At 71.3% G+C, this 16,707-nt stretch carries 14 protein-coding genes; 13 read left to right on the forward strand and 1 reads right to left on the reverse strand.

Annotated features, from left to right (window positions below):
* A partial coding sequence (locus BIU94_RS17880; RefSeq protein ID WP_217639511.1) for a hypothetical protein occupies positions 1 to 1,534 on the reverse strand: 1,534 nt, incomplete at its 3' end.
* 206 nt (positions 1,535 to 1,740) lie between these two features.
* On the opposite strand from BIU94_RS17880, the gene BIU94_RS14640 reads away from it, so the two are divergent.
* The 13 genes from BIU94_RS14640 to BIU94_RS14700 all read left to right on the forward strand — a co-directional run bounded on the left by BIU94_RS14640 (position 1,741) and on the right by BIU94_RS14700 (position 16,412).
* A complete protein-coding gene (locus BIU94_RS14640) occupies positions 1,741 to 3,333 on the forward strand; it encodes a trehalose-6-phosphate synthase (protein ID WP_071261822.1) in 1,593 nt (530 codons plus the stop codon).
* On the forward strand, positions 3,326 to 4,108 hold the full coding sequence (gene otsB, locus BIU94_RS14645; RefSeq protein ID WP_071261825.1) for a trehalose-phosphatase: 783 nt from the start codon (positions 3,326 to 3,328) through the stop codon (positions 4,106 to 4,108). The genes BIU94_RS14640 and otsB overlap by 8 nt, the downstream gene beginning before the upstream one ends.
* 91 nt (positions 4,109 to 4,199) lie before the next feature.
* A complete protein-coding gene (gene ilvD, locus BIU94_RS14650; protein WP_071261827.1) occupies positions 4,200 to 5,894 on the forward strand; it encodes a dihydroxy-acid dehydratase in 1,695 nt (564 codons plus the stop codon).
* Positions 5,895 to 5,941: 47 nt separating this feature from the next.
* Positions 5,942 to 7,765: an acetolactate synthase large subunit gene (locus tag BIU94_RS14655; RefSeq protein WP_071261829.1), complete on the forward strand. Its 1,824-nt coding sequence runs from the start codon at positions 5,942 to 5,944 to the stop codon at positions 7,763 to 7,765.
* Complete coding sequence (gene ilvN / locus BIU94_RS14660; RefSeq protein ID WP_022907763.1) at positions 7,762 to 8,262, forward strand: acetolactate synthase small subunit; 501 nt, start codon at positions 7,762 to 7,764, stop codon at positions 8,260 to 8,262. Before BIU94_RS14655 ends, ilvN begins: the two co-directional genes overlap by 4 nt.
* Before the next feature lie 41 nt (positions 8,263 to 8,303).
* Complete coding sequence (ilvC, locus tag BIU94_RS14665) at positions 8,304 to 9,329, forward strand: ketol-acid reductoisomerase (RefSeq protein WP_071261833.1); 1,026 nt, start codon at positions 8,304 to 8,306, stop codon at positions 9,327 to 9,329.
* 211 nt (positions 9,330 to 9,540) lie between these two features.
* A complete protein-coding gene (locus BIU94_RS14670; protein ID WP_071261835.1) occupies positions 9,541 to 10,731 on the forward strand; it encodes a mannitol-1-phosphate 5-dehydrogenase in 1,191 nt (396 codons plus the stop codon).
* Positions 10,732 to 10,793: 62 nt separating this feature from the next.
* Positions 10,794 to 11,255 carry a hypothetical protein gene (locus BIU94_RS14675; protein ID WP_071261837.1) on the forward strand — a complete coding sequence of 154 codons (462 nt, stop codon included), beginning with the start codon at positions 10,794 to 10,796 and terminating at the stop codon, positions 11,253 to 11,255.
* Positions 11,252 to 11,629 carry a hypothetical protein gene (locus BIU94_RS14680; RefSeq protein WP_071261839.1) on the forward strand — a complete coding sequence of 126 codons (378 nt, stop codon included), beginning with the start codon at positions 11,252 to 11,254 and terminating at the stop codon, positions 11,627 to 11,629. Before BIU94_RS14675 ends, BIU94_RS14680 begins: the two co-directional genes overlap by 4 nt.
* A 194-nt stretch (positions 11,630 to 11,823) precedes the next feature.
* Positions 11,824 to 13,413: a phosphoglycerate dehydrogenase gene (serA, locus tag BIU94_RS14685; RefSeq protein WP_071261842.1), complete on the forward strand. Its 1,590-nt coding sequence runs from the start codon at positions 11,824 to 11,826 to the stop codon at positions 13,411 to 13,413.
* Positions 13,413 to 14,483, forward strand: coding sequence for a 3-isopropylmalate dehydrogenase (locus BIU94_RS14690; RefSeq protein ID WP_071261844.1), 1,071 nt, complete (start codon positions 13,413 to 13,415; stop codon positions 14,481 to 14,483). Before serA ends, BIU94_RS14690 begins: the two co-directional genes overlap by 1 nt.
* A 12-nt stretch (positions 14,484 to 14,495) precedes the next feature.
* Positions 14,496 to 15,632, forward strand: coding sequence for a branched-chain amino acid aminotransferase (locus BIU94_RS14695; RefSeq protein WP_071261848.1), 1,137 nt, complete (start codon positions 14,496 to 14,498; stop codon positions 15,630 to 15,632).
* A 9-nt stretch (positions 15,633 to 15,641) separates the two neighbouring features.
* Positions 15,642 to 16,412, forward strand: a complete 771-nt coding sequence (locus BIU94_RS14700) for a fumarylacetoacetate hydrolase family protein (protein ID WP_071261851.1) — start codon at positions 15,642 to 15,644, stop codon at positions 16,410 to 16,412.
* Positions 16,413 to 16,707 lie beyond the last annotated feature (295 nt).

Raw genomic sequence — 16,707 nt, forward strand, 5'->3', positions numbered from 1 at the left:
GGGCACCGGGGAACGCGCCGGGCTGCGCCGGGCCACCGGGGAACACAGCGCCCTGTGCCGGGGCGTCCGGGAACGCACCGGCCGGTGCGGCTGCGCCGGCGGGAGCGGACACGAGCGGTCGGGGGTCCGCGCCGACCAGGCGCGACACCGCGAGCACGACCCCGCCGCCGAGGCGGGGGAGCAGCACGGGCGCGAGGTACCGGGCGACGGCCTCGACCAGACCGCCCCAGAGCAGGAACACGAACGGCGTCCACGGGGTGACGCCGAGCGATCCGCTGCCGCCGACGGCCGTGTACCCGCTGGCCTCGTAGGACACGATCCCGGTGCCGAGCACGAAGAGCAGGAGCCCGAGTGCGAACCACACCACCGGGGTGACGACCCAGTCGAGGACCGAGCGGACCCGGTCGTTCCGCCGGACCGCGAGGGCGAGGCCCGCGACGACCGACGTCGCGAGGACGAGCAGCACGGCGAGCCACGTCCAGCCGCCGGCACCGTCGAAGACCGTGGCGCTGTCGCCACCCGTCCCGAGACCGGCCGTGCCGAGGCCGCCGAAGAAGCCGAGGGCCGTCACGGCGACCGCGACGTTGCCGATGAAGACCGGCAGGGCCGCACCCCACGAGGGCTGCGTCACGAGCGCGACGACGACCACGACGACCGCGACGACGACGACCAGCACGACGGCCTGCGACGCGGCGACCCGGACGGCGCCGAGGACGCGGCCCGACCAGGTGCGGCCGCCGATCAGGACGGACGGGCGTGCGAGCAGGGCGGCGAGCGCGCCGATGAGGAACGCACCGACGACGCTGCTGAACCCGACGGCGTGCACGGGCTCGATCTCGATGCCGGGCAGGTCGGGGAAGCGGATCGCGAGCAGCCCGGCGAAGGCGTTCACCAGGACGGTGGTGACGAGCCCGGAGACCACGGCGAGCACGACGACCTGCCAGCGGCCGAGGGCGCGCGACCGGATGCGCCGCGTCAGGACGACGGCGAGGACGACCTGCGCCGCGAGCACGAGCACCGGCACGACCGCGAGCGAGCCGGAGCCGGAGCCGAGCAGTCCGACCGAGCCGGATCCGTGCAGGCGGCCGAGGTCCGCCATCGCGACGAGCTGGGCGGGGGCGCCGAGCAGGACGCTCACGCCGGACAGCAGCGACTGCACGTCCGGTGCGCCGCCGGCGCCGAGTTCGCTGCCCGATCCGCTGACGGAGCCGGACCCGAGCGACGACCCGCTGCTGCCGGTCGCGGCGACCGCGACGGTGAGCAGCAGGGAGAGGCCGGCGACGACGTAGGCGGCGACCCAGCCGCCGACACCGGCCAGCACGGACGCGAGCCAGTCGCGGCCGGTCAGCGAGTGCAGCAGGCGACCGAAGGCGTCCGACGACTGCGGAGCCGGGGCGCCGGCGGGGGTGGGCTGGCCCGACCACCGGGGCGCGCCTCCCGGCTGCTGCTGCTGCCAGGGCTGCCCCTGCCCCTGCGGGGTCGACGGGTCCTGCGGTCCTGGCTGTCCCGGCGGGACGGGCGGGTGCTCGCTCACGGCTGGTGGGTCCTCTCCGGCCAGGAGGCCGGTGCCGCCCTTCAGCACCTGTGTCCCCCCGACACGCGAGGAGCAGCGTACCGGAACCGCCGATCCGCCGTGAATGCGCTGTCCGGGCGCTGGTAACTTCGGGGTCGCACCCCGGCGCCCGAGCCGGACCGACGCACCCGGCGCGCCGCCGGGCGGAACGGAGAACACACCACCCCATGTCTGCAGACCGCACCGACCAGACCCGGTACTCGTTCGTCGTCGCCTCCAACCGCCTCCCGGTGGACCGCGTCGTCGACCAGGACGGCAACGAGGGCTGGCGGCACTCGCCCGGCGGCCTCGTCACCGCGCTCGAACCCGTGATGCGCGCGAACGACGGCGCCTGGGTGGGGTGGGTCGGGCAGCCGGCGGTCGAGGTCGAGCCGTTCGACAACGACGGGATCCACATCGTGCCGGTCCCGCTCTCCGTCGAGGACGTCGAGGAGTACTACGAGGGGTTCAGCAACGACACCCTGTGGCCGCTCTACCACGACGTGATCGAGCACCCGAGCTACCACCGTGACTGGTGGAACGCGTACAAGCGGGTCAACGAGCGCTTCGCGACGCAGATCGCGGAGATCGTCGAGCAGGACGGCATCGTCTGGGTGCAGGACTACCAGCTGCAGCTCGTGCCGGCACTGCTCCGGGCGAAGCGGCCCGACCTGACGATCGGCTTCTTCAACCACATCCCGTTCCCGCCCGTCGGCATCTACGCGCAGCTGCCCTGGCGTGCGCAGATCCTCGACGGCCTGCTCGGCGCCGACGTCATCGGCTTCCAGCGGCAGGACGACGCCAGCGACTTCCTCCGCGCGGTCCGGCACATCAAGGGCTACACGACGAAGGGGTCGATGATCGACGTGCCCGTCGACGACCCGGACGCGCCGCGGAGCCGCAAGGGCATCACGGTGCGCCACGTCGAGGCGCGGCACTTCCCGATCTCGATCGACGCCGAGAGCTTCGAGGCGATCGCCCGCCGGCCCGAGGTGCAGGAACGCGCCCGCGAGATCCGGTCGAGCCTCGGCAACCCGAAGACGGTGCTGCTCGGCGTCGACCGGCTCGACTACACCAAGGGCATCCGGCACCGCATCAAGGCGTTCGGCGAGCTCGTCGAGGACGGCCGCATCAAGGTCGAGGACGCGACGCTCATCCAGGTCGCGAGCCCGAGCCGCGAGCGCGTCGACACCTACGCGACGCTGCGCGACGAGATCGAGCTGAGCGTCGGACGCATCAACGGCGACCTCGGCGTCATCGGGCACCAGCCGATCTCGTACCTGCACCACGGCTACCCCCGCGAGGAGATGGTCGCGCTCTACCTGGCCGCGGACATCATGCTCGTCACCGCCCTGCGCGACGGCATGAACCTCGTCGCCAAGGAGTACGTCGCGGCCCGCTTCGACACCGACGGGGTCCTCATCCTCTCCGAGTTCGCCGGCGCGGCCGACGAACTCAAGCAGGCCGTCATCGTGAACCCGCACGACATCGGCGCGCTGAAGGACAGCATCCTGCGCGCCGTCGAGATGCCCCGCCGGGAGCGGTCGACCCGGATGCGCGCGCTGCGCAAGCGCGTGCGCGACAACGACGTGGCACGCTGGTCGCGCTCCTTCCTCGAGGCGCTCGACCGGCACGCGCCGCGCAACGCGCAGCTCGACCCGTCCGCCACGGACCCGGCGGACCGCCACCGCGAGGCGCAGACAGACGGCACATCGATCTTCGACCAGGACGCGCAGTCCGCACGGGCCGCCGAGGACACCCGGGAGGCCCGTGATGCGTGAGCCCACCACCGACGCGTCCGCCGTCACGGCCGCGCTCGAGACGCTCGCGGCTGCGCCGCGACTCGTCGTCGCACTGGACTTCGACGGCACGCTCGCGCCGTTCGCCGACGAGCCCTCGCAGGTCGGCGCGCTCCCGGGGTCCTGGGCTGCCGTGCTCACCCTGCACCGCGCGCCGGACACCGAGGTGGTCCTCGTGTCGGGCCGACCGCTCGACAGCCTGGCCGCCGTGTCGTACGCCCCCGAGGGCATGGCGCTCGTCGGCTCGCACGGCGTCGAGTGGCGCGTCGACGGTCACGACGAGGCCGCGCTGACCGACGACGAGGCCGAGCGCGTGGCCCGGGTCGGTGCGGCGCTCGACGAGGTCGGTGCGCGGTACCCCGGCGTCGTCATCGAGCACAAGCCGGCCGGCCACGGGGTGCACACCCGCCGTGTCAGCGCCGAGGTCGCCGCCCGGGCGGACGCCGACGCGAGCGAGGCCGCGCACGCCGCCGACCCCGACGTGCTCGAGCGCGGCGGCAAGGACATCGTCGAGTTCGCCGTCCGGCACGTCACGAAGGGCGACGCGATCGTCCGGCTGCGCGAGCTGCACGGTGCCGACGCGGTGTTCTTCGCCGGCGACGACGTCACGGACGAGGACGCCTTCCGCGTGCTCGGCGACGGCGACGTCGGCGTCAAGGTGGGGCCGGGGGAGACCACCGCCGGGTACCGCGTCGCCGACCCGGCGGCGCTCACCGACGTCCTCAAGCAGCTCGCTCGCCTCCGGGCGACGCGCTGAGCAGGTGATCCGGGCCTCCCCTCCGTCCCCGTGAACATGCGGACGCATGTTGTTGCGCGACTGGTATCCCAAAGCGTCCTAGACTCACCCCATGCCTGATATCGACGTCAAGCCGCGCAGCCGGGTCGTCACCGACGGGATCGAAGCAACCACCTCGCGTGGCATGCTGCGGGCCGTCGGTATGGGAGACGAGGACTGGAGCAAGCCGCAGATCGGCATCGCGTCCTCGTGGAACGAGATCACGCCGTGCAACCTGTCGCTCGACCGGCTCGCGCAGGGCGCCAAGGAAGGCGTGCACTCCGGCGGCGGCTACCCGCTGCAGTTCGGCACCATCTCCGTCTCCGACGGCATCTCGATGGGCCACGAGGGGATGCACTTCTCGCTCGTCTCGCGCGAGGTCATCGCGGACAGCGTCGAGACCGTCGTGAACGCCGAGCGCCTGGACGGTACCGTCCTGCTCGCCGGCTGTGACAAGTCCCTGCCGGGCATGCTCATGGCCGCCGCGCGCCTCGACCTGGCGAGCGTCTTCCTCTACGCGGGCTCGGTCATGCCGGGCTACGTGAAGCAGGCCGACGGCACCATGAAGGAGGTCACGATCATCGACTCCTTCGAGGGCGTCGGCGCCTGCAAGGCCGGCACCATGTCCGAGGAGGAGCTCAAGAAGATCGAGTGCGCCATCGTCCCGGGCGAGGGCGCCTGCGGTGGCATGTACACGGCGAACACGATGGCGAGCCTGGCCGAGGCGCTCGGCATGTCGCTGCCGGGCTCGGCTGCGCCGCCGTCCGCGGACCGTCGCCGCGACTACTACGCGCACCGTTCCGGCGAGGCCGTCGTGCGGATGCTCGAGCTCGGCCTCACCGCCCGGCAGATCCTGACCAAGGAAGCCTTCGAGAACGCCATCACCGTGCTCATGGCGCTCGGCGGCTCGACGAACGCCGTCCTGCACCTGCTCGCGATCGCCTACGAGGCCGAGGTCGAGCTGTCCCTCGACGACTTCAACCGCATCGGCTCGAAGGTCCCGCACCTCGCCGACATGAAGCCGTTCGGGCGCTTCGTCATGAAGGACATCGACCAGCAGGGCGGCATCCCGGTGGTCATGAAGGCGCTGCTCGACGCCGGCCTGCTGCACGGCGACGCGATGACCGTCACCGGCAAGACCCTCGCCGAGAACCTCGCCGAGATCGACCCGCCGGCGCTCGACGGCGAGGTCCTCCGCACCCTCGACAACCCGATCCACGAGACCGGCGGCCTGACGGTCCTGCAGGGCTCGTTCGCGCCCGAGGGCGCCGTGGTGAAGACCGCGGGCTTCGACGCCGAGGTGTTCGAGGGCCCCGCCCGGGTGTTCGACCGGGAGCGCGCCGCGATGGACGCCCTCACCGAGGGGGCGATCCAGAAGGGCGACGTCGTCGTCATCCGCTACGAGGGCCCGAAGGGCGGCCCGGGCATGCGCGAGATGCTCGCCATCACCGCGGCGATCAAGGGCGCGGGCCTCGGCAAGGATGTACTACTCTTGACCGACGGTCGATTCTCAGGCGGCACAACCGGCCTGTGCATCGGCCACATCGCACCGGAAGCAGTGGACGCAGGTCCAGTCGCTTTCGTTCGTGATGGCGACCGCATCCGTGTCGACATCGCGGCTCGTTCGCTCGACCTACTGGTCGACCCGGCCGAGCTGGAGGCCCGCCGTGACGGCTGGGCCCCGCTGCCCCCGCGCTACACCCGCGGAGTCCTCGCGAAGTACGCCAAGCTCGTCAAGTCCGCCGCCCAGGGCGCGGTCACGGGCTAGCGTCCGACACCCGCACCACCGCCACCTCTCCAGGCAAGGACCACCTCATGCCCACGGAAGCAACCCCGTTGTCCGCGGCCGCCGGTGCACGCCGGTCGCCGGAGATCCTCACCGGCTCGGGAGCCGTCCTCCGGACGCTCGAGCACCTCGGGATCACCGACGTCTTCGGCCTGCCGGGCGGCGCGATCATCCCGTTCTACGACGAGCTCATGGCGTCGACGACGATCCGCCACATCCTCGTCCGGCACGAGCAGGGAGCCGGCCACGCCGCCGAGGGGTACGCCTCGTCGTCCGGCAAGGTCGGCGTCGCCATCGCCACCTCCGGCCCCGGCGCGACGAACCTCGTCACCGCGATCGCCGACGCCTACATGGACTCGGTGCCGTTCATCGCGATCACCGGCCAGGTGTTCTCGACGCTGATGGGCACGGACGCGTTCCAGGAGGCCGACATCGTCGGCATCACGATGCCGATCACGAAGCACTCGTTCCTCGTGACGAACCCCGCCGACATCCCGGCGACGCTCGCCGCCGCGCACCTGATCGCGACGACCGGCCGCCCCGGTCCGGTGCTCGTCGACATCACGAAGGACGCCCAGCAGATGTCGGCGCCCTACGTGTGGCCGCCGCAGGTCGACCTGCCCGGCTACCGACCGGTGACGAAGGCGCACGGCAAGCAGATCACCGCAGCGGCCCAGCTGCTCGCCGAGGCCGAGCGCCCGGTGCTGTACGTCGGCGGCGGCGTCATCCGCTCCGGCGCGACCGCCGAGCTGCTCCGCTTCGCCGAGGCGACCGGCGCCCCCGTGGTCACGACGCTGATGGCCCGCGGCGCGTTCCCGGACTCGCACCCGCAGCACCTCGGCATGCCCGGCATGCACGGCACCGTGCCCGCGGTGCTCGGCCTGCAGGACAGCGACCTCATCATCGCGCTCGGCGCCCGCTTCGACGACCGCGTGACCGGCAAGGCCGACGAGTTCGCTCCGGGCGCCAAGGTCGTGCACGTCGACATCGACCCCGCCGAGATCTCGAAGATCCGCTTCGCCGACGTCCCGATCGTCGGCGACGCGCGCGAGGTCCTCGTCGACCTGCTCGACGCCTGGGGCGGCATCGCCGCCGAGGACCGCGCGTCGACCGCCGCGTGGTGGGCGAAGCTCGAGCAGTTGAAGACCGACTTCCCGCTCGGCTACGCGGAGCCCACCGACGGACTCCTCGCACCGCAGGCGATCATCAAGCGCATCGGTGAGCTGACCGGCCCCGAGGCGGTCTACGCCTCCGGTGTCGGCCAGCACCAGATGTGGTCGGCGCAGTTCATCAAGTACGAGCGTCCGAACGCCTGGCTGAACTCCGGCGGTGCCGGCACGATGGGCTACTCCGTCCCGGCCGCGATGGGCGCGAAGGTCGCCCAGCCGGACCGCGTGGTCTGGGCGATCGACGGCGACGGCTGCTTCCAGATGACGAACCAGGAACTCGCGACCTGCGTCATCAACGACATCCCGATCAAGGTCGCGATCATCAACAACTCGTCGCTCGGCATGGTGCGGCAGTGGCAGACGCTGTTCTACGACGGCCGGCACTCCTTCACCGACCTCGAGACGGGGCACCAGTCGCGCCGCGTGCCCGACTTCGTGAAGCTCGCCGACGCCTACGGCGCCCTCGGCATCCGTGTCGAGAAGGCGGACGAGGTCGATGCCGCGATCGAGCTCGCCCTCGCGACGAACGACCGTCCGGTGGTCATCGACTTCGTGGTGAGCCGCGACTCGATGGTCTGGCCGATGGTCCCGCAGGGGGTCGGCAACTCCTCGATCGAGTACGCCCGCGCCCTCGCCCCCAGCTGGGACGACGAGGACGCCGACATGACGGGGGAAACCGCATGAGCCACGTCCTCTCCCTCCTCGTCGAGGACAAGCCGGGCCTGTTGACCCGCGTGGCCGGGCTGTTCGCCCGCCGCGGCTTCAACATCGAGTCGCTCGCCGTCGGCAACACCGAGGTCGACGGCCTCAGCCGGATCACCGTCGTCGTCGACGTCGAGGACCTCCCGCTGGAGCAGGTGACGAAGCAGCTCAACAAGCTGGTCAACGTCATCAAGATCGTCGAGCTCGACTTCTCGCAGTCGGTCCAGCGCGAGCACATGCTCGTCAAGGTCCGGGTCGACAACCAGACCCGTTCGGCCGTGCTCGAGGCAGTGAACCTGTTCCGCGCGCAGGTCGTCGACGTCGCGAACGACTCGCTCATCGTCGAGGTGACCGGCGACCCCGGCAAGATCCAGGCGATCCTCCGCGTCCTCGAGCCGTACGGCATCAAGGAGCTCGCGCGGGCCGGCCTGCTCGGCATGGGCCGCGGGCCGAAGAGCATCACCGACCGGGTGCGCTGAGCGCACCCCACAGACCACCAGAACCAAGGAGACACACCCTCGTGACTGACATCGTGTACGACGCCGACGCCGACCTGACGCTCATCCAGGGCAAGAAGGTCGCCGTCATCGGCTACGGCTCGCAGGGCCACGCCCACGCACTCAACCTCCGCGACTCCGGCGTCGAGGTCAAGATCGGCCTGAAGGAGGGCTCGAAGAGCCGTCAGAAGGCCGAGGAGGCGGGCTTCGAGGTCCACACGCCGGCCGACGCCACCGCCTGGGCGGACGTCGTCGTCATCCTCGCGCCGGACCAGGTCCAGCGCATCGTCTACGCCGAGGACATCGCGCCGAACCTCAAGCCGGGCGCGACGCTCGTCTTCGGGCACGGCTTCAACATCCGCTTCGGCTACATCGAGGCGCCCGAGGGCGTCGACGTGTCGCTCGTCGCGCCGAAGGGTCCGGGGCACACGGTCCGTCGCGAGTACGAGGCCGGCCGCGGCGTCCCCGTCATCGTCGCCGTCGAGGTCGACGCCTCCGGTTCCGCGTGGGACCTCGCCTGGTCGTACGCGAAGGCCATCGGCGGCCTGCGCTCCGGCGGCATCAAGACGACCTTCACCGAGGAGACCGAGACCGACCTGTTCGGCGAGCAGGCCGTCCTGTGCGGTGGCACCTCGCAGCTCATCCAGTACGGCTTCGAGACCCTGGTCGAGGCGGGTTACCAGCCGCAGATCGCCTACTTCGAGGTCCTGCACGAGCTCAAGCTCATCGTCGACCTCATCTGGGAGGGCGGCCTCACGAAGCAGCGCTGGTCGATCTCCGACACCGCCGAGTTCGGTGACTACGTCTCCGGCCCCCGCGTGATCTCGCCCGAGGTCAAGGAGAACATGAAGGCGGTGCTCGCGGACATCCAGAACGGTGCCTTCGCGAAGCGCTTCATCGACGACCAGGACGCCGGCGCGCCGGAGTTCAAGGCGCTCCGTGCGAAGGGCGAGGGCCACCCGATCGAGGCCACCGGCCGTGAGCTCCGCGCGCTCTTCGCGTGGAAGCAGAACGACGGCGACTACGTCGACGGCTCGGCTGCGCGGTAGTCTCGGAGGACCACTCGACTCTCGAGGCGGCGGTGCCCCACGGCACCGCCGCCTCGCGATGTGACCCGAACATCATGCATCTGTCTTCCTCCAGCACCCACGCCGTCCACCGGCCCGCCGCCGCCGCCCACGTCGACGATCCCCGGCGGTCCTCGGCCGCTCAGCGCGGCCGCGGTCCGGGGCGCCCCCAGCAGCATGGGATGATCGTCGGATGGCGGTGACGAAGCGAGCGGTCCACATCGGCGCCGGCAAGATCGGGCGGGGGTTCGTGGGCCAGTTCCTCGTGGCGAGCGGCTACGAGCTCACCTTCGTCGACGTCGACGAGCGCGTGGTCTCCGCGCTGAACGAGGCCGGGCGCTTCGTGGTGCACGAGGTCGGCGAGATGCCGGTCGAGCACCTCGTGTACGGGTTCCGCGCGCTGAACAGCAAGACCGACCGCGAACGCGTCGTCCGGGCCATCGCCGAGGCCGACGTCGTCACCACGGCGGTCGGTGCACGCACCCTGCCGCTGGTCGCCCCGCTCATCGCCGAGGGCCTGGCCGCCCGCCCGGCCGAGCGCGGTGACGTCACGGTCGTCGCCTGCGAGAACGCGTTCAACGCCACCGACTCGTTGCACGCGAGCATCCGCCGCGCGCCCATCCTCGAGGACCGCGTCGTCGCGGCCGTGTTCGCGAACTGCGCGATCGACCGCATCGTCCCCGACCAGTCCGGTGTGCTCGGACAGTCCGGTGGCCTCGACGTCGTGCTCGAGCCCTTCTACGAGTGGGTCATCGAGCGCACCCCGTTCCGCGGCTCGGACTCCGAACCGCCGGCGATCGAGGGCGTGACCTGGGTCGACGACCTGCAGCCCTTCGTCGAGCGCAAGCTCTACACGGTGAACACCGCGCACGCGACCGCGGCTTACCACGGCTACGTCCGGGGCATCCGCCTCATCCGCGAGGCCCTCGAGGACTCCGCCGTGCGCGCCGAGGTCGACGGGGTGCTCGCCGAGACCACCGCCCTCCTCGTCGCCAAGCACGGCTTCGACCCCGAGGACCACGCCCGGTACGTCGCGGCGAACCTCTCGCGGATCGCGAACCCGCTCCTGCCGGACACCACGGCACGCGTCGGCCGCAACCCCCTGCGCAAGCTCGGCCGACGCGAGCGCTTCATCGGGCCGGCGTCCCAGCTCGCCGAGCGCGGCCTGCCCGTCCACCACCTGCTCGGCTCGGTGCGCGCCGCGCTCGCCTTCGACGACGAGAACGACCCCGAGTCGATCGAGCTCCACGCCCTGCTGCGCTCCGGCGCGACGGCGCACGCCCTCACCGAAATCCTCACCGGCCTGATGGAGAGCCACCCGCTCTTCCCGGCCGTGCGCGACGTCGTCGCGAGCGTCCTCGAGACGCAGCCCGCCGACGTCTGAGCGCACCCCGTGCGGGCGCCGGGTGGTCCCGTCCGTCACCGGTCCCTCGTAGGATCGGAAGCATGACCACGGCAGCATCCCCACCAGACGGGTCGACCGACCCGGACGCGCCGAACGCCGTCGACCACGACGACGACGCGCTCAGCTGGGGCGACGCGGACGACGCCACCCACGTCGACGCGGCGCACAACCCGGTCCGCGTGAAGGACCGCACCCCCCACGACCCCGAGGCGCCGACCGGCTCGGGTGCGCTCGTCGGCATGGGCGTCCTCGGCGGGCTGTACCTGCTCTACACGGTGGCCTGGCTCGTCAGTGCGAGCCTGCTGACGGTCACCGGCACCGGCCTCGCAGGCATCGCGTCCGAGACCATGCGCGTGCTCGCGATCATGGCCCCCGCGCTCTGGTTCGCCGCGACGCTCTGGCTCTGCCAGGGGCACCGCGACCGCACACGGTTCACGTGGCTCGTCGTCGGCGCGGTCGTCCTCATCCCGTGGCCCTTCATCATGACGCGGAGCTTCGGGTGAGCGCGGCACCGGCGGAACGCGCCCGGATCGTCACGTTCGGCAAGGTCGTCGTGTGGGTCGTCGCCGCCGTCGCGCTGGCCTACGTCACCTGGCAGGCGGTCGGCAACCTCGTCGGCGTCTCCCGCAACGTCACCGCATTCAACGAGTTCGCCGCGAGCAACGGGGGGACGACCCTGCAGACGGCCGTGCCGTGGCCGGCACTCGTCGTGGACGTCGCCATCGCGCCCGTGGCCTTCGTCGTCGCCTGGCTGGTGTCGCGGCGGATGGACGTGCTCCGCACGGTCGTCGTCTTCCTCGCCGCCGGCTGCGCCGTCTCCGCGCTCTGGTTCACCCTGCTGCAGTACGTGGCGAGCACGCTGCGCATCGGCGGCTGATCGATCGGACCGAGCGATAAGTCCGAGCGGTCGGTCCGCGTGACCGCACGCCGGACGGGAGGCCCGTGGCGACCCCGCCACGGGCCTCCCGTCCGTCCGGGGCCGCCCACCCGACCAGCGGGACGGTCGTCACGGACCCGTCGCGTCGATAGCATGGTGGGATACCACCCGTCTCGTGTGAGGAAACAGCAGCTGTGTCGAAGCCGGTCGTCCTGATCGCCGAAGAACTCTCGCCCGCCACGGTCGACGCCCTCGGGCCCGACTTCGAGATCCGGAACGTGGACGGCACCGACCGATCCGCGCTCCTGTCAGCGCTCGCTGACGCGGATGCCGTGCTGGTGCGTTCCGCCACCAAGGTCGACGCCGAGGCGATCGCCGCCGCGCCGGGGCTCAAGGTCGTCGCCCGCGCCGGCGTCGGCCTGGACAACGTCGACATCAAGGCGGCGACCACCGCCGGCGTGATGGTGGTGAACGCGCCGACGTCGAACATCATCTCGGCGGCCGAGCTCACCGTCGGCCACATCCTGTCGCTCGCGCGCCACATCCCCGCGGCGCACGCGTCGCTGGCCGCCGGTGCCTGGAAGCGCTCGTCGTACACCGGTGTCGAGCTGTACGAGAAGACCGTCGGCATCATCGGCCTCGGCCGCATCGGCGCGCTCATCACGCAGCGCCTGCAGGCCTTCGGGGTGTCGGTCATCGCGTACGACCCCTACGTCACCACGACCCGTGCCCAGCAGCTCGGCGTCGAGCTCGTCTCCCTCGAGGACCTGCTGCGCCGCGCGGACTTCACGACGATCCACATGCCGAAGACGCCGGAGACGATCGGCATGATCTCGGACGAGCAGTTCGCGCTCATGAAGCCGACCGCCTTCGTGGTCAACGTCGCCCGCGGCGGACTCATCGACGAGGACGCCCTGCACCGGGCACTCACCGCGAACACCATCGCCGGCGCCGGGCTCGACGTCTTCGTGTCCGAGCCGCCGACCGACTCGCCGCTCCTGTCGCTGCCGAACGTCGTCGTCACGCCGCACCTCGGCGCCTCGACCGACGAGGCGCAGGAGAAGGCAGGCGTCTCGGTCGCCAAGTCCGTGCGCCTCGCGCTCGGCGGCGAGCTCGTGCCCGACGCCGTCAACGTCGCGGGTGGGGTCATCGACCCGTACGTGCGTCCCGGCATCCCGCTCGTCGAGAAGCTCGGCCAGGTCTTCACCGCCCTCGCCACCTCGCCCGTCACGAGCATCGACGTCGAGGTCCACGGCGAACTCGGGCAGTACGACGTCAGCGTGCTGAAGCTCGCGGCGCTCAAGGGCGTGTTCACCGACGTCGTCAGCGACCAGGTGTCCTACGTCAACGCGCCGCTCATCGCCGAGCAGCGCGGCGTCACGGTGCGACTCATCAGCGACACCGACAGCCCCGAGTACCGCAACGTGCTCACGATCCGCGGCGCACAGTCCGACGGCCCGGCGATCAGCGTCTCCGGCACGCTCACCGGGCCGAAGCAGGTCGAGAAGCTCATCGAGATCAACGGCCACGACGTCGAGGTCGCCCTCGGCCAGCACCACGTCGTGATGGTCTACACGGACCGTCCCGGCATCGTGGCCGTCTACGGCAAGGAGTTCGGCGACGCCGGCATCAACATCGCGGCGATGCAGATCTCCCGTCGCGAGGCGGGCGGCCAGGCCCTCAGCGTCCTGACCGTGGACTCCCCGGTGCCGACCGAGATCCTCGAGCACGTGGGCCGGGCGATCGACGCGTCCTCGCTCCGCGAGATCGACATCACGCTCTGATGGAGTCCCGCACGCTCAAGCTCGCGGTGATCCGCGGTGACGGCATCGGTCCGGAGGTCGTCGACGAGGCGTTGAAGGTCCTGCACGCCGTGACCCCGGCCGACCTCGTCGTCGAGGAGACCCCGTTCGCCCTCGGGGCGACCCGGTACCTCGAGACCGGCGACGTCCTCACCGAGGACGACATGGCCGCCCTCGCCACGCACGACGCGATCCTGCTCGGCGCGGTCGGCGGCGACCCGCGTGACCCCCGCCTCGCCGGCGGGATCATCGAGCGCGGGCTGCTCCTCAGGCTGCGCTTCGCCTTCGACCACCACGTCAACCTGCGGCCGACGAAGGTCCGCGACGCCGTCGCGACCCCGCTCGTCGCGCCCGGCGAGGTCGACTTCGTGGTCGTGCGCGAGGGCACCGAGGGGCCGTACGTCGGCAACGGCGGCGTGATCCGCGCAGGGACGCCGCAGGAGATCGCGACCGAGGTCTCGCTCAACACGGCGTTCGGCGTCGAGCGGGTCGTCCGGTACGCGTTCGACCTGGCGGACCGCCGCCCGCGGCGGCACCTGACCCTCGTGCACAAGAGCAACGTCCTCGTGCACGCCGGAGCGCTCTGGCAGCGGACCGTCGCGGCGGTCGGTGCCGAGTACCCGGACGTCACCGTGGACTACCAGCACGTCGACGCGGTCACCATCCACATGGTGCGCGACCCCGCGCGCTTCGACGTGATCGTCACCGACAACCTGTTCGGTGACATCATCACCGACCTCGCCGGCGCGATCAGCGGTGGCATCGGTCTGGCGGCCTCGGGGAACATCAACCCCGACCGCACCTTCCCGAGCATGTTCGAGCCGGTGCACGGCTCCGCGCCGGACATCGCGGGCCAGCAGCTCGCCGACCCGACGGCCGCCGTGCTGTCCGTCGCCCTGCTGCTCGACCACATCGGTCGGAGCGACCTGGCCGCCGCCGTCACGGCAGCGGTCGAGCAGGACCTCGCCGAGCGCGACACGACGCAGCGGAGCACCGCCGAGATCGGCGACGCGATCGCCGCGGCCGCCACGGCCCGCACCACACCAGCCTGACAAGGAGTCCCCATGAGCACCGACACCGACGCCGAGTTCGGGCCCACGTTCGCCACCACCCCCTCCGCCGACCGTCGTGCAGCCGCCGAGCGCGAGGAGATCCTCGCGGACCCGGGCTTCGGCAAGCACTTCACCGACCACATGGCGACCGTGCGGTGGACCCTCGACGGCGGCTGGCACGACGCGTCGATCCACCCGTACGGACCGCTCACCCTCGACCCGAGCGCGAGCGTGCTGCACTACGCGCAGGAGATCTTCGAGGGGCTGAAGGCCTACCGCCACGAGGACGGCTCGGTGTGGACGTTCCGCCCGGACGCCAACGCCCGTCGCTTCCAGCGGTCGGCCCGACGCCTGGCACTGCCGGAACTGCCGGTCGACGCCTTCGTCGAGTCGATCCGGCAGCTCGTGCGCGCCGACGTCGACTGGGTGCCGTCGGCGCCCGAGACCAGCCTGTACCTGCGGCCGTTCATGATCGCCACCGAGTCCTTCCTGGGGGTGCGGGCCGCACAGGCGGTGGCGTACCACTGCATCGCGAGCCCGGCCGGCGCGTACTTCACGTCGGGACCGAAGCCCGTGTCGATCTGGCTGTCGACCCAGTACGCCCGCGCCGGCAAGGGCGGCACCGGCGCGGCGAAGACCGGCGGCAACTACGCGTCCTCGCTGCTGCCCCAGCAGGAGGCCTACGAGCACGGCTGCCAGCAGGTGATGTTCCTCGACTCGGTGGAGGGCAGGTACCTCGAGGAGCTCGGCGGCATGAACGTCGTCCTGGTCAAGGCTGACGGCACCCTCGTCACCCCGGACTCCGACTCGATCCTCGAGGGCATCACCCGCGACTCGATCCTGCAGCTGGCGGAGGACCGCGGGCTGCGCGTCGAGCGTCGTCGGGTGACCCTCGACGAGTGGCGTGACGGCGTCGCCGACGGCTCGATCACCGAGGCCTTCGCCTGCGGGACGGCCGCCGTCGTCACCCCGATCGCCGAGCTGCGCGGCGACGGGTTCACGATCGGTTCGCCGACCGTGGGCGCCGGGGAGCTGACGATGTCCCTGCGCGACGAGCTCACCGACATCCAGTACGGCCGTCGTCCCGACCCGCACGGGTGGATGACCAAGCTGACCGACGCCCCCGATCGGCGAACGGATCGTGGGTAGGGTCGAACGGTGAAGATCGCACGGTTCAGCAGCAAGGGTGAAGACCCCCGGTACGGCATCCTCGACGAGCGGCACCTGGTGGTGCTCGCGGGGGACCCGATGTACCAGGGCTTCGAGACCACGGGGGAGCGCGTCGCCCTGGCGGACGCCAAGCTCCTCGCCCCGGTGATCCCGCGGTCGAAGGTCGTCGGCGTCGGGCTCAACTACTCGGAGCACGCGTCCGAGATGGACGAGCGTGCGAGCGATGACCCCGTCGTGTTCCTCAAGCCGAACACGTCGGTGATCGGTCCCGAGGAACCGATCCGGCTCCCCGCCGACGTCGGCCGCGTCGACCACGAGGGCGAACTCGCCATCGTGATCGGCTCGCTCGCCAAGAACGTCCGCCGCGAGGACTTCGCAAGCGTCATCCTCGGGTACACCATCGCGAACGACGTCACCGCCCGTGACCTGCAGGCGCGCGACGGCCAGTGGACCCGGGCGAAGGGCTTCGACACGTTCTGCCCGCTCGGCCCGGTGATCGAGACCGAGATCGACCCGTCGGACATCCGGATCGAGACCCGCGTCGACGGCGACCTGCGCCAGGCGGCCTCGACGAACGAGATGGTGCACGACATCCCGTCGCTCGTCGAGTTCGTCTCGTCGATCTGGACGCTCCTGCCCGGCGACGTGATCCTGACCGGGACGCCGGCCGGCGTCGGACAGATCCGCGACGGCGAGGTGGTGGAGGTCACGATCTCCGGCATCGGTTCGCTGAAGAACCCGGTGATCGCGCGCCACTGACGCACGCTCCGAGACGGCCCGTTCCCCAGCAGGGGAGCGGGCCGTCGGCGTTCGTGCCGGACGCCCCGCGAGCACGACACGCCCGGGATGTGGGCTGGCTTGGCGCAGCCGTTCACCTCTGCGTAAAGTAATCACTCGTTGCCGCTGAGGCGGAGAACGGAACGGCCGAGACGGTCACCGGGTCAACACCCGGAGATCTTGTCCGCCACGGTTCTTCCCCGGGCAACGAAACCGAAGCCTCTCTGGCGGAGTCTCCTCGTGAGACCGAGCGGGGAGTGCGTCTGGTCCTTGAGAA

It is taken from the genome of Curtobacterium sp. MMLR14_006 (genome assembly GCF_001864985.1).
GTDB lineage: Bacteria > Actinomycetota > Actinomycetes > Actinomycetales > Microbacteriaceae > Curtobacterium.